The organism is Nocardia sp. NPDC047654 (assembly GCF_043205035.1).
Classification (GTDB): Bacteria; Actinomycetota; Actinomycetes; order Mycobacteriales; family Mycobacteriaceae; genus Nocardia.
Map to the genome: position 1 here is coordinate 903,729 of NZ_JBIDDF010000002.1, position 12,515 is coordinate 916,243.

Genomic DNA, 12,515 nt, shown 5'->3' on the forward strand with positions numbered 1-12,515 from the left:
CTGTAAGTATGGGCAGCGCAAGGTTCCGGATGGCCGCCACACTGCAATGGTCCGGCCGGTTCGTACCTCCGGACAAGGAATCGGCGGGCGGGTGGGACGATGCGAATTGTGCGGTGCGGACGCTATGTCCGGCTGGTGGCGGCGTTGCTGGGCGCCTTGGCGGTGAGTGCGGTCGGCACGCCCGCGCAGGCGAATCCGATCGAGCAGTTCCTCACGCCTTCGCGTGAATACTCCGGGATCCTGCCCACGCCGCTGGGCGACCCGTTCTACACCCCGCCGCCGGAATTCGAGAACACACCGCCGGGAACGGTTCTCGCGTCCCGTCCGGGCGGCACCGGCCTGACCGCGTTCCCGTTGCACTCGACCGAACTGCTGATCCGGTCGACCGATTCCAAGGATCTCCCGGTCCCCGTGGTCGCGACGTTGCTCGTGCCGCGGACGCCGTGGACCGGGCCGGGGCCGCGACCGGTGCTGTCGCTCAATCACGCGATCGACTCGCTCGGGCATCGGTGCGCACCGTCCTACGAGCTCAAGAACCCGTTGTGGGCCGAGATGTGGGCCGCCCAGATTCCGTTGTCCAAGGGATACGCCGTGCTCGTGCCCGATCATCAGGGCCCGCGGCAGGCGTACGGGGCTGGACTGATGGCCGGGCACGCGGTGCTCGACTCGATCCGGGCCGCGGTCCGAACGCCGGAACTCGGATTGCGACCGGACGCTCCGACGCTGGTCACCGGATACTCCGGCGGCGCCATCGCCAGCGGATGGGCCGCCCAGCTGGCCCCGGCGTACGCGCCCGAGCTGAATCTGGTGGGCGCGGCGTTCGGCGGTGTTCCCGCCGACTTCGGCATGCTGCTGTCCACCATGAACGGCCGCAACGCCGCGTCCGGAGTCTTCTTGGCCGCGACGCTCGGATTGGCGCGGGAGTATCCCGAGCTGCTGGGCCTGATGAACGACAACGGCTGGCGACTGGCCCAGCTCGGCAAGGACATGTGCATGACCGGGGAGGAGTTCGGCGGTGTCGTGGCGCCGATTCCGGTGCAGGCGCTCACCCATGCCGCCGCGCCCACCGAGCTGCCGATGGTCAGGGAGATCCTGGCCGCCAATCGGCTGGGCGCGAGCGCGCCGACGGTGCCGGTGTTCCTCTATCACGCGACGCACGACCCGTGGGTGCCGTTGGCCGGGGCGGAGAAGTTGTACGCGGACTGGTGCGGCGCCGGGACACCGGTGGACTTCCAGGTCTATCTCGGCGAACACTTCCTGGTCGGCCTCAGCGGCATCCCCGGCGCGAACTCGTGGATCGATGATCGGTTCGCAGGCCGTCCGGTCGCTGCGCGGTGCACTCGATCCGGCTGAGCAGGGCGAACCAGACTAGTCCATGTCGGTAGGTGGAACTTTCGGTGACCGACCTGGCTCTGCCATCCGGGGGTGCAGCACACTGGAGGCGTGACCGTCGAATTACTGGTTCTCCTGATCGTCATCGTCACGGCGCTCGCATTCGATTTCACGAACGGCTTCCACGACACCGCCAACGCGATGGCGACCTCGATCGCCACCGGTGCGCTGCGGCCGCGGGTGGCGGTCGCGCTCTCTGCGGTGCTGAACCTGGTCGGCGCGTTCCTGTCGGTGGCCGTCGCCGCCACCGTGGCGAAGGGCATCGTGCGCCTCGATGCCGTCGGCGGCCAGGACCTGATCGTCATCGTGTTCGCCGGTTTGGTCGGCGGGATCCTGTGGAACCTGCTCACCTGGCTTTTCGGCCTGCCGTCGAGTTCGTCGCACGCGCTGTTCGGCGGTCTGATCGGGGCGACATTGGCCGCGCTGGGCTGGAGCGGGGTGATCTGGGCGTTCGGATCGGACGGCGTGGTCACCAAGATCATTCTTCCCGCCGTGCTCGCGCCCATCGTCGCCGCGCTGGTCTCGGCGATCGGCACCTGGCTGGTGTACCGGATCACCCGCAGCGCCGACGAAGGGAAGGTCACCGAGGGCTTCCGATGGGGGCAGATCGGCTCCGCCTCGCTGGTCTCGCTGGCGCACGGCACGAACGACGCGCAGAAGACGATGGGCGTGATCTTTCTGGCGCTCGTCGCACACGGGACGCTCACCAAGGACGACGACCTGCCGCTCTGGGTGATGGCCGCGTGCGCCGTGGCCATCGCGGCGGGCACCTACCTCGGCGGCTGGCGGATCATCCGGACGCTGGGCAAGGGCCTGGTCGAGATCGACTCGCCGCAGGGCCTCGCGGCGGAATCCGCCTCGGCCGCGATCATCTTGACCTCGGCCCATTTCGGGTTGCCGCTGTCCACCACGCAGACGGCCACCGGCGCGATCCTCGGCACCGGTCTCGGCAAGGGCGCCGAGGTGCGCTGGGCCGTGATGGGGCGGATGGTGGTCGCATGGTTGCTCACGCTGCCGCTGGCCGCGGTCGCGGGAGCGATCTGCTGGGCCATCGCCCATGTCATCGGCGGGCTGGCCGGTGTGCTCGTGGTCTTCGGCATCCTGATCGGGCTGTCGACGCTGATGTACCTGCGGTCGCGGCGTGATCCGGTGCACACCGGCAACGTCAACGAGTGGCCGGGCGAGGGGAACGATCCGCCCACCGCCGCGCCGCCCGCCACGTCGGCGGACAAGAACCGTTCGGCCCAGGTGTAGGAGGACCAGGCGTGCACGCTCTCGTCACGAATCTGAACGCGCTGTGGAAAGTCGTCGCGGCCGGCTTGGTGCTCGGCGCGGGCCTGCCGATGATCTTCGCGATCGGGGTGCGGTTCTGGTCGACGACCGTAACGACCGACGCGGGAACGGGCGCGGTGCGGCGCAATTATCCCGCCCTCGCGGTCGCGGTGGCGTGCTTCGCGCTGGTTGTCGTGGCGATCGTCAGCGGCATCCTGTACACGGCGAAAGCGTTCATCGCCGCCAGATTCGGCATCCATTTGTTCGGGCAGGCGTGAGGAGTGCCAGCGTGACCGATCCAGTGAAACCAGCTCCGCTCCGGCCGAAGCTGCTCGGCAAAGTCGTGGGCTGGCTGCGCGCGGGGTATCCGCAGGGCGTCCCGCAGGCGGATTATGTGGCCCTGTTCGCCGTGCTGCACCGGCACCTCACCGACTACGAGGTGGTCGCGATCGCCGAGGAGCTGGTCGCTTCGAATCCGGACAGCACGATCACCCACGCCGAGATCGAGCAGGCCATCGCCCGGTTCGCCATGGAGCAGCCGGCCGAAGGCGACGTCGCTCGCGTCGCCTCCCATCTGGCCGCGGGCGGCTGGCCGCTGGCCGATCCGCCCGCCGATTCCGACTGACCGAGCCGCCGCCGATGCCACCCTTTCTGCACGCGATCATCGGCTGGCTGCGGGTCGGATACCCGGACGGCGTCCCGGAGTCGGACTACATCCCGCTGCTCGCGCTGCTGCGCCGTCGCCTGTCCGACGAAGAGGTGGCCCGGATCGCCGCCGAGCTGACCGGCTTCGGTGGGGCGGACATCGACCAGACCGACATCCAGGTGATGATCACCAAGATCACCAACGACATGCCCTCCGAAGCCGACGTGGCCCGGGTGCGCGCCCGGGTCGAGGCCAATGCCTGGCCGGATCCGGACGTCGAGTGAGTCACGGCTGATCGCGCGGGCCGCTGAGGTAGGGCAGGCGGCGCACGCCCGCCGCGACCTCGTAGGCGAGATCCTCGTAGCCGAGCGCGAGTTCGGCGAGGCGCTCCCATGCATCGTGCACGGCCCATTCCGGGGCGCCGGAGAGGATCTCGTAGGCGCAGGCGGAGAACTGGGCGAGCCGGTCGACCACCATGCCCACGGTTTCGGTGTGCATGTGCGCGCCGCCGTGTGGCAGCGGCGCCTCGGTGGCGACCCAGCGGTCGATCGCGAGGACGAGGCGGGCGCGGTGCCCGTCGATGTCGTTCGTCCCGCCCAGGCCATGGCGCAGGCGGCGTTGATGCAATCCCGCGAGTAAGTGGGCCGATTCCAAGATCGGGTGTGCGCGGCGGGGCGCGGTGCGGCAGGCCTGCAAGATGAGTTCTTTGGTCGGCAGTGGTTCCACTGCGATAACCCCCTGGATCGAATGGTCGCGGCGGGCGTCACGCGAGACGCGAAGGATCATCGACGATGCCGCCCGCCCGGACGCGGCAATCGGTACCGCTTGCGCAACGGCCCGGTGTCCCACGGCGATTCGAGGACGACGAGACCAACGGCCTCCAGCGGCGTGAGCCCGATGCGGCGCACCAGCTCCTCCGTCAGGGCAACCAGCTCCGCCGCTTGGATCGCCGCAGTCGCCTGCTCGGTGGACACCATCCGGCCACGCAGATAGGACACCACCCACGCGTCGTCACTGACCCGCCGCGCCTGATGCGGCGTCTGATCACTCACGATCCACATCCGGTCGACGACATGCACCGACATCAGAACCCCCTTCATCCCCGCCGAGCGGGCTGCTCCACCAGCCCCGCTGTGATGCGCAACACAAGCAGGGTAGGTGCGGGACCGCTGACAAGTCAACTTGACCGGTCAATTTGACAAACTTGCCCAGCCGTGGATGCGGGTACGGTCATCTGCACGAACAGCCGGAAGGACTCATCGGACGATGGCACCACTTTCGCCCACGGTCGCGCGCTGGGAGCTCATGCTCCGAATCAAGCGCCGCCGCACGGAGTTCGACGTGTCCGCGTCCGTCATCGCCAAGGAACTGGGCTTCACGCTGTCGTACTGGTCGAAGGTGGAGAAAGAACGCGTCCTGGCCGAGGACAAACTGCGGAATCTGATGGGCCTGCTCGAATTCGACCCGGCGGAACGCGAGGAGATGTTGCGGCTGCGCGACATCGCGAAGCAGCGCGGGTGGTGGTCGGAGTACGCGGGGTTGCTGTCGGACGAGGTGATACGCCTCTACGGATTGGAGCACGGGGCGCGGAGCGTCCGTAGTTACGCGAGCATCTTGATTCCCGGTCTTTTGCAGACCGAGGACTACGCGCGGGCGGTGATCGCCAACGACCGGGCGCGGGTGCGGCAAGTGGAAATCGAGCGCTGGGTCGAAGTTCGCATGCGACGTCAGCGGCGACTCACCGGATCGGAGCCGCTTCAGGTCACCGCGATCGTCAACGAGGCCGCTTTGACCCAGCGCACCGGGGGTGTGGCGGTCCTGAAGAATCAGCTTTCACACCTGCTGTCGATTACCGAGACGCATGCCGACACAGTCGATGTTCGGGTCGTGCCCTTCGACGCGCCGGGTGGTGTACTGCTGACCGGTGCCTCGTTCCACCTGCTCGGGTTCGACAGCGCACTCCTTCCCGACGTGGCGTGGACCGAGACGCTGGTCCATCTCGGAGTGATCGAGGAGAGCGAACCGGTTCGTCACCTCGCGACCATGTTCGCCACCGCTCTCGCCGAGCACGCGCTTCCACGGAACGAGTCGATAACGTTGATCGAACGCAGACTCGCCGCGCTGTAGCGTGATCGGCATGGGGAGCGCGGACGGCTGGTTCAAGTCATCACATTCGAACGACAGCACCGCCTGCGTAGAGGTGTGTTTCGACGGTGGTCGGGTCCTGGTTCGAGACAGCAAGTTTCAAGGGTCGCCGGACGCATCGCCCATCCTGGCGTTCCCGCCGACCCAGTGGGAGGCGTTCACCACGGCGCTCCGCACCGAACTCGCCTGACGCGCCTCCCAGCCGACTCTCAGCCTCACTACACCGAGCACTCAGCTCCACCGGCAACAGTGTCCTCGTCGATGCGAAGCGATCCATCGACAGCTCCACCGGTGGGCAACTGCCCTGCCCGCCACCCGAACCGGCCGACGGCGCGCAAACCCTCGCACGCGCCGCCGGCCGTTTCCTTGCCGCGAGTGCCCCTCGTGAGGGCAGGCTGGTTCGGGAGCGGCTGTGTCTGTCGCGGAGGTGGCTCAGCCTTCGACGGTGGATGGTCGGTGACGGTGCTCCGGAAAGGGGCGAGTGGGGTTGGAACTGTCGACTTCGGTGTGTCGAAGTCAATCTCCGAGGGTGCTGGAGCCGGCGAGGAGGTGGAGGAAGTGTTCGACTTCCGATTGGACGGCTGCGCGGGCGGGGGTGAGGTACTTGCGTGGGTCGGAGAGGTCGGGGGCGTTCGTGAGGTGATCGCGGATGGCGGACGTCATTCGGATGTTGAGGCGGGTGGCGATGTTGATCTTCGTCATGCCGTGTTCCACGGCGGCGCGCAGGCCGTGATCGGGGACGCCGGAGGAGCCGTGCAGCACCAAGGGGACCGGGACCTTCGCGGCCAGGTGGGCGATCAGGTCGTTGTCGAGTTCGGCGGTGCGAGTGTGCATGGCATGTGCGGAGCCGACGGCGACCGCGAGTGCGTCGACGCCGGTGGCGCGCACGAACTCCACCGCTTCGTCGGGATCGGTGCGCGCGCCGGGCGCGTGGGCGCCGTCCTTGCCGCCGACCGCACCGAGTTCGGCTTCGATGTGCACGCCGCGCTCGTGGCACCACGCGGTGATCTCGGTCGTGGCGGCGACGTTGTCGGCGTAGTCGAGGGCCGAGCCGTCGTACATGACCGAGCGGATGCCGAGATAGACCGCGGTATGGATCAGTTCGGCGGTGGTGGCATGGTCGAGATGGACCGCGACCGCTGCGTCGCTGTCGGCGGCGACGCGCAGGCAGGCGAGGGCGAGCGGGGCGATGCCACGGTGATAGAGCGCGGTGTTCTCCGACAGTTGCAGGACCACCGGCCGTTTCGCCGATTCCGCGGCGGCCGCGATCGCCTCGGCGTGCTCGAGGGTGATCACGTTGAACGCGCCGAGTCCGCCGGGACGGGCCGCGGCGATCAGGTCGGGGATCGAGGTCAGCGGCATAGCGCGGGCTCTGTCGGCTCGCAGGGCCGGTGGCCGGCCGGATCGGTGTGCTGGGCGGTCACGAGGCAGCCTCCTGCGGTGCTGGTAGATCCAGTTCTCGAATCCGGACGGTCGGGGTGAGGCGGGTGCGCACACCGCGGTCGATCTCACCGGCCACCGGGACGACCACGGCGGCCGCCGAGGTCGCGACCGCGTCGGAGAGCAGGGCGGGCCAGTCGGTGCGCGATGCGGACGAGAGGGTGGCGATCACGGCCGCCACCGCGGCATCGCCCGCGCCGGTGGGATTTCCGGCGAGCGGTTCGGCGAGTGCCGCCGACCACGCGCCGTCGGCGGTCACGGCGGTGATTCCCTCGTGGCCGCGGGTCGCGATCACGGCGCGCACGCCATGCGCGATCAGCGGCTGCACGGCGCTGACGACGTCGTCGGCGGTCGTTGGCTCCGCACCGGTGAGACGCTGGAGTTCGCTCTCGTTCGGGGTGAGCACGATGCCGGGCACCTGCGCGGCCAAGCGCAGTGCCTCGCCGTCGACGTCGCAGATGGTGGGCACGTCGGCCGCGATGGCGGTGCGGGCGATCTCGGCGGGCAGCGAGGGGTCGATGCCGCCCGGCAGTGACCCGGAGATGACCAACCCGGCGATATCGGGTAGCAGGCCCGCGACCCGGACCGCCAACTGCTCCGCGGCGTGCGGATTGGAGACCCGGGCGCCCGGCTCCCAGAGCGCGGTGGCGGTACCGTCCTCGGACTCGCTGATCACCACCGTGCGGCGCACCCAGGGCAGCGCGTGCACGAAGTCGACCGGCAGCTCCAGTTCGGCGGCCGCCGCGAAGGCGTGATCGGAGAATCCGGTGGCCCTGGCGTATTTGCCGAGCTGATTCAGCACGCGGGTCACGTTGATGCCCTTGCCGCCGATGCGTTGTTCCACCGACCGGACCCGGTGGGCCTGCCCGCGTTCGAAACGTTCGACGCGATAGGTCATGTCGTACGCGGGATTCATTGTCACGGTGAGGATCACCTCAACCACTGTCCACGTCTGAGCACCCTGCGCAAGTGGAGATTGTCACTGACTGTCAATATGTCGGCGAATCGGCCGGGCCGCAGGTCACCGACGTCGGCGAGCCCGAGCGCGGCGGCCGGAACCGAGGTGGCCGCGAGTACCGCGTCCCGCAGCGGGACACCCGATTCGCGCACGGCGCGCGCGAGGCATTCCAGCAGGGTGCTGACGCCGCCCGCGATGGATCCGCCTGCGACGCGCGCCACCCCGTCTCGCACCGTCACCGGCTGCGGACCGAGCTGGTATTCGCCGTCACCGAGGCCCGCGGCCTGCATGGCATCGGTGACCAGCGCGACGCGTCCCGGCGCGGTCGCGAACACCAGCGCGGCGAAGCCCGGGTCTACGTGCACGCCGTCGCCGATCAATTCCACGATGGCGTCCCCGGCCGCCGCGGCCACCAGCGCCGCGGCGACCGGGCCCGGGTGGCGATGGTGCAGCGGCGGCATGCCGTTCGCCAGATGGGTGACGAGGCTCGCCGATCCATTCGGCCGCAGAGCATTCCGAAAGGACGCGTAGTCGGTGTCGCTGTGGCCGAGTGCGACCACCACGCCGCTGTCGGCCAGGCGTCGTGCGACGGCCGCGTAGCCGGGGCGCTCCGGCGCGAGGGTCATCGCGCGCAGATGTCCGCCGCCCGCCGTCAGCAGCCGGTCGGTCAGTCCCGGATCGGGGTCGCACAGGAATCGCGGGTCCTGGGCTCCGCAGCGCGCCTCGGACAGGAACGGCCCCTCGACGTGGACACCGCCGAGCACGCCTTCCTCGGCGAGTTCGCGCAAGGCGGCGGTCTGCGCCACCATCTCCTCGGCAGGACCGGTGACCACGCTCGCCACCACCGTGGTCGAGCCGCGCGCATGGTGCGATTGCGCCGCCGTCCGCGCCTGCGCGCCGTCCACGGTATCGAACCGATACCCGAATCCACCGTGGTTGTGAATATCCACAAGCCCCGGCAGCACGGTGCCGGAAAATGGCGGCTCAGGTAAATCGCGATGCGCCGCGCGCCACTGCGCGAACGACCGCACCGCCTCGATCCGGTCCCCGGAGATCAGCACCACGCCGTCGTCCAGCGCGACGCTCGCCGAGACGATGCGGCCCCGGATCATCAGTTCTGTCATGTCAGTCCTCCTCGGCCCACGATTCGGATGGCGTCCGCCGGGAGGGTGGCGGGTTTCGGCGCGGCGTCATGTCAATGCTCCGCGTCGTGCGAAGAGGGCGGCGCCCGCGAGGCCCGCGCGAGCGCCGAACTCGCCGAGCACCACGCGGGGGGCGGGGACCAAGCGGAGCCGATCGGAAAGCGCCCGGTGCAGGGGTTCGGTGAGCGCCGCGCCTGCTCCGGCGACCCCGCCGCCGAGGACGATCAGTTCGGGGCAAGCCGCGTGCACGATGCCGACCAGCCCGTCGGCGAGCGCGTCGACCGCGTCCTCGACCACGGCGGCCGCGTCGGGATCGGTGGGCATCAGCGCGAAGACGTGCGCAGCGCCGCCGATCTCGCGCCCGGTGCGCCGGGTGTAGGCCCGCGCGATGGCCGCGCCCGAGGCGACGGTCTCGACGCAGCCGGTATTGCCGCACGGGCAGGGCAATCCGCCCACACGCCGCACCGGCACGTGCCCGTACTCGCCGACCTGCCCGTAGCCGCTGCGCACCAGCCGCCCGCCGACCGACAGCGTCCCGGAGATGCCGGTGCCGAGAATGACGACGCACACGTTCTCGTAACCCTGCCCGGCGCCGTACCGCCATTCCGCCCAACCGGCGACGGCCACATCGTGTTCGATGAGTGTCGGCACGCCCCAGCGCTCGGCGAAGCGGTCGCCCACGTGCACGTCCCGCCAGCCCACATTGCTGCTGAACACCGCGACCGATCGGGCCGTGTCCACGATGCCGGGCAGCACCACAGCCGCCCGGCGCACCCGGCGGCGGTCGGCTTCCGGCAGTTCGGACAGCAACCGCTCGCCCAACTCGCCCATCGCGTCGAAGGCGGCCGGACCGTGCGGCGTGGCGATCGTGCCCATGGCCAGTGCCGTGCCCCCGGCATCGGTGACCTCGCCTTTGATGGTTGTGCCGCCGACGTCCAATCCGAGGACGAGCGCGTCGTCGGGCAGGTCGGCCGCTGTGCCCACGATGGACTCGCCCGCCGACGTCCGCGGCTGATCGGTACCCATTCTCGGCACAGTAGTTCGTGCCGCCTCCCGCGCCGGTGCACACGCGGCCTGCGACGACGTCGTGAGATGGTGCGGGTACTCGGTTCCTGTTCCCGGACCGGTGCTTCGAAGCGATTTCCGCGCGGACGCGGGCGCGGCGTGGGGTGGCGCGCCGACGTTCACCGCTCGCCCTCGCTCATGACTTCAGGACCACCGAGCGATTCAGGCCGCGTGGGTGGTCGGGGTCGAGTCCGAGGTCGGCGGAGCGAAGAAGGCAGAGCCGGTGTACTCGGACCAGGTCCGCCATCGGATCGATGTCGCGATGTTCCAGATGGGCGCCGGTAGCGGTGACGTCGGCGGCGAAGCCGGGCTCGAGCGCTCCGAAGGCCCAGACCGCGCGGCCGGGCGCGGAGATGGCGATCGGGCCGTGGCGGTACTCGGTCGCCGGATACGCCTCCGTCCAGGACTGGCAGGATTCGCGCAGCTTGAGCGCCGCCTCGTCGGCGATGGCCGCCGCGAATCCCATGCCGACGAAGCTGATCTGCTCGGCGCCGCGCACCCCGGCCAGCGATTCGGCGGGATCCTCGGCGAGCACCGCCCGAGCTTGGGCGATCACCGGCGCCAGATCCTCGCCCAGGTGGCCGCGCAGGATGGCGAGGGCGGTCGTCGCGAAACGTGTCTGCACCACCGACCGCTCATCGACCTGGTCGATCAGGATCGGGTCACCCAGTTCGAGGACGGGTGTGCCGGGACTGGAGCAGATCACCGCGCGGGGGATGTGCGCCGGGATCTCCCGCATGGCGCGCACCACCTCGGTGGTCGTGCCGGAACGGCAGATCACCAGGTAGCGGTCGTAGTCGCGAGCGCGGACCGCGCTGGCGGGCCAGGCGTCGGTGACGCCGGCGCCCGCTCCCTCCCGTAGTTCCGCGATCGCACGTGACATGAAATACGAAGTGCCGCAACCGATCACCGCGACGCGCTCGCCCGGCCTCGGCAGCGCGGCGTGATGATCGGCGGCGATGGTCGCGGCGTGCGTCCAGTCGTCCGGCTGGGTGGCCACCTCGGTGGCCAGATGCGGCTGCGGCGTGCGGGCAGGCGTAGGCACCAGAACAGCCTCATCCTTGTGATCGTTTATGTCAAATTTACAAACAAATCGGTCACATATGATCACGATCCGGGCTAGATTGACGTGCACGGACCGTGCGTCCTCCCATCATCGGCGGCTCCGCTGGCGCCGGGTGGGTAAATCTGAAAGGTTCTGCTCGTGAAAAGACCATTTCGTCGCGTGCTTGCCGGAGTCGCGATGGTCACCGGCGTCGCGCTGACCCTCTCGTCCTGCGGGTTCGGTTCCAAAGACGCCGCGGACTCCGCCACCACGATCAATTTCCTCGCCCCCTCCTACAGCGACGGCGCCACGGGCACCAAGGCGCTGTGGGACGGCATCATCGCCGAATTCCAGAAGCAGAACCCGGGCGTCACCGTCAACTTGCAGATGGAGTCGTGGAACTCGATCAACGACGTGGTGCGCACCAAGCTCCAGTCGCCGTCGACCACTCCGGACCTGCTCAACATCGACGCCTACGCCAGCTTCGCGGGCGACGGCCTGCTCTACCCGGCCACCGACATCGTCTCCGCGCCGGTGCTGGCCGACATCCAACCGGCTTTCGCCCAGAACGCGGCACTCAACGGCACGCAGTACGCGCTGCCGCTGTTCGCCTCCACCCGCACCCTGTTCTACAACGCCGAATTGTTCGAAAAGGCGGCCATCGCCCGGCCGCCGAAAACCTGGGCCGAGCTGACCGACGCGGCGAAGAAAATCCAGGCGCTCGGCGGCGGCGTCTCCGGGTACGGGCTTCCGCTGGGCAGCGAGGAGGCGCAGGGCGAGACGTCCATCTGGACCTTCGGCGCGGGTGGCTCCTGGGCCGACGGCGACCGGATCACCGTGGACACCCCTGAGAACCTGGAGGGCGTGCGGGCCATGCGTGACCTCATCGACGCCGGTGCGACCCAGCCCAATCCGGGCGCGACCGACCGCAAGGACGTGATCAACGCCTTCATCCAGGGCAAGATCGGCATGATCGAGGCGCTGCCGCCCACGATCGGCCAGATCCTCGCAAAGAACCCCGGCCTGCGCTACGCGACCGCACCCTCGCCCACCAAGACCGGCACGCCGGTGACGCTCGGGGTGGCCGATCACCTGATGGCGTTCAAGAAGGACGGCGCGAAGGCCGAGTCGATCAAGAAGTTCCTCGACTTCTTCTACTCGGCCGCGGTGTACGCGGACTTCGTCAAGCACGAGGGTTTCATCCCGATCACCCACAGCGCCGCGACCGCGCTCGCCGAAGACCCGGTGACCAAGGCGTTCGCCGCCACGCTTCCGGTGGCGCGGTTCTATCCGAGCAACAATCCGAAATGGGCCGCCGCGCAGGGCGCCATCCGTCAGCAGATGGGCACCATCGGGCAGGGCGCGGACCCGGCTCAGGTCTTGCGCCGGATCCAGGAAGCCGCGAACTGA

Annotated in this window: 15 protein-coding genes; 8 read left to right on the plus strand and 7 right to left on the minus strand. The window is 69.2% G+C overall.

Annotated features, from left to right (window positions below):
* The first annotated feature begins 99 nt into the window (after window positions 1–99).
* The 5 genes from ACGF7Y_RS12590 to ACGF7Y_RS12610 all read left to right on the plus strand — a co-directional run bounded on the left by ACGF7Y_RS12590 (window position 100) and on the right by ACGF7Y_RS12610 (window position 3,594).
* Window positions 100–1,353, plus strand: a complete 1,254-nt coding sequence (locus tag ACGF7Y_RS12590; protein ID WP_393232703.1) for a lipase family protein — start codon at window positions 100–102, stop codon at window positions 1,351–1,353.
* Between the two features lie 90 nt (window positions 1,354–1,443).
* Window positions 1,444–2,646 (plus strand): anion permease, encoded by a 1,203-nt coding sequence (locus tag ACGF7Y_RS12595; RefSeq protein ID WP_393232705.1) that lies wholly within the window; start codon window positions 1,444–1,446, stop codon window positions 2,644–2,646.
* A gap of 11 nt (window positions 2,647–2,657) precedes the next feature.
* Window positions 2,658–2,942, plus strand: a complete 285-nt coding sequence (locus ACGF7Y_RS12600; protein WP_393232707.1) for a hypothetical protein — start codon at window positions 2,658–2,660, stop codon at window positions 2,940–2,942.
* 11 nt (window positions 2,943–2,953) lie between these two features.
* The gene (locus ACGF7Y_RS12605; RefSeq protein WP_357131225.1) at window positions 2,954–3,289 is read left to right on the plus strand and encodes a DUF3349 domain-containing protein; all 336 of its coding nucleotides are present in this window, start codon (window positions 2,954–2,956) and stop codon (window positions 3,287–3,289) included.
* A 14-nt stretch (window positions 3,290–3,303) separates the two neighbouring features.
* The gene (locus ACGF7Y_RS12610; RefSeq protein WP_357034650.1) at window positions 3,304–3,594 is read left to right on the plus strand and encodes a DUF3349 domain-containing protein; all 291 of its coding nucleotides are present in this window, start codon (window positions 3,304–3,306) and stop codon (window positions 3,592–3,594) included.
* A 1-nt stretch (window position 3,595) separates the two neighbouring features.
* On the opposite strand, the gene ACGF7Y_RS12615 is transcribed toward ACGF7Y_RS12610, so the two are convergent.
* Together ACGF7Y_RS12615 and ACGF7Y_RS12620 are read right to left on the minus strand one after the other, a co-directional pair.
* Window positions 3,596–4,036: a DUF4254 domain-containing protein gene (locus tag ACGF7Y_RS12615; protein ID WP_393232710.1), complete on the minus strand. Its 441-nt coding sequence runs from the start codon at window positions 4,034–4,036 to the stop codon at window positions 3,596–3,598.
* 56 nt (window positions 4,037–4,092) lie between these two features.
* Entirely contained in the window at window positions 4,093–4,395 is a 303-nt protein-coding gene (locus tag ACGF7Y_RS12620; protein WP_393232713.1) for a hypothetical protein, read from the minus strand.
* Between the two features lie 181 nt (window positions 4,396–4,576).
* Between ACGF7Y_RS12620 and ACGF7Y_RS12625 the strand changes: the two genes are divergently transcribed.
* Complete coding sequence (locus ACGF7Y_RS12625) at window positions 4,577–5,437, plus strand: DUF5753 domain-containing protein (RefSeq protein ID WP_393232715.1); 861 nt, start codon at window positions 4,577–4,579, stop codon at window positions 5,435–5,437.
* A gap of 10 nt (window positions 5,438–5,447) precedes the next feature.
* The gene (locus tag ACGF7Y_RS12630) at window positions 5,448–5,645 is read left to right on the plus strand and encodes a DUF397 domain-containing protein (protein WP_393232718.1); all 198 of its coding nucleotides are present in this window, start codon (window positions 5,448–5,450) and stop codon (window positions 5,643–5,645) included.
* Window positions 5,646–5,971: 326 nt separating this feature from the next.
* On the opposite strand, the gene ACGF7Y_RS12635 is transcribed toward ACGF7Y_RS12630, so the two are convergent.
* From ACGF7Y_RS12635 to ACGF7Y_RS12655, 5 genes are all read right to left on the minus strand, one after another.
* Window positions 5,972–6,817, minus strand: coding sequence for a class II fructose-bisphosphate aldolase (locus ACGF7Y_RS12635; protein WP_393232719.1), 846 nt, complete (start codon window positions 6,815–6,817; stop codon window positions 5,972–5,974).
* Window positions 6,818–6,875: 58 nt separating this feature from the next.
* Window positions 6,876–7,817: a hexose kinase gene (locus ACGF7Y_RS12640; protein ID WP_393232722.1), complete on the minus strand. Its 942-nt coding sequence runs from the start codon at window positions 7,815–7,817 to the stop codon at window positions 6,876–6,878.
* A gap of 8 nt (window positions 7,818–7,825) precedes the next feature.
* Window positions 7,826–8,977 (minus strand): N-acetylglucosamine-6-phosphate deacetylase, encoded by a 1,152-nt coding sequence (locus ACGF7Y_RS12645; protein WP_393232724.1) that lies wholly within the window; start codon window positions 8,975–8,977, stop codon window positions 7,826–7,828.
* A gap of 66 nt (window positions 8,978–9,043) precedes the next feature.
* Window positions 9,044–10,021 carry an ROK family protein gene (locus ACGF7Y_RS12650; RefSeq protein ID WP_393232727.1) on the minus strand — a complete coding sequence of 326 codons (978 nt, stop codon included), beginning with the start codon at window positions 10,019–10,021 and terminating at the stop codon, window positions 9,044–9,046.
* A gap of 175 nt (window positions 10,022–10,196) precedes the next feature.
* Complete coding sequence (locus ACGF7Y_RS12655) at window positions 10,197–11,105, minus strand: SIS domain-containing protein (protein ID WP_393232730.1); 909 nt, start codon at window positions 11,103–11,105, stop codon at window positions 10,197–10,199.
* A gap of 159 nt (window positions 11,106–11,264) precedes the next feature.
* Here ACGF7Y_RS12655 and ACGF7Y_RS12660 point away from each other — a divergent pair, with 159 nt between their 5' ends.
* Window positions 11,265–12,515, plus strand: coding sequence for an extracellular solute-binding protein (locus ACGF7Y_RS12660; protein WP_393232732.1), 1,251 nt, complete (start codon window positions 11,265–11,267; stop codon window positions 12,513–12,515).

Coding starts and splice junctions, on each gene's coding strand:
- ACGF7Y_RS12590 (WP_393232703.1), top strand. CDS start 100: ATGCGAATTGTGCGGTGCGGACGCTATGTCCGGCTGGTGGCGGCGTTG.
- ACGF7Y_RS12610 (WP_357034650.1), top strand. CDS start 3,304: ATGCCACCCTTTCTGCACGCGATCATCGGCTGGCTGCGGGTCGGATAC.
- ACGF7Y_RS12620 (WP_393232713.1), bottom strand. CDS start 4,395: ATGTCGGTGCATGTCGTCGACCGGATGTGGATCGTGAGTGATCAGACG.
- ACGF7Y_RS12625 (WP_393232715.1), top strand. CDS start 4,577: ATGGCACCACTTTCGCCCACGGTCGCGCGCTGGGAGCTCATGCTCCGA.
- ACGF7Y_RS12630 (WP_393232718.1), top strand. CDS start 5,448: ATGGGGAGCGCGGACGGCTGGTTCAAGTCATCACATTCGAACGACAGC.
- ACGF7Y_RS12635 (WP_393232719.1), bottom strand. CDS start 6,817: ATGCCGCTGACCTCGATCCCCGACCTGATCGCCGCGGCCCGTCCCGGC.
- ACGF7Y_RS12645 (WP_393232724.1), bottom strand. CDS start 8,977: ATGACAGAACTGATGATCCGGGGCCGCATCGTCTCGGCGAGCGTCGCG.
- ACGF7Y_RS12650 (WP_393232727.1), bottom strand. CDS start 10,021: ATGGGTACCGATCAGCCGCGGACGTCGGCGGGCGAGTCCATCGTGGGC.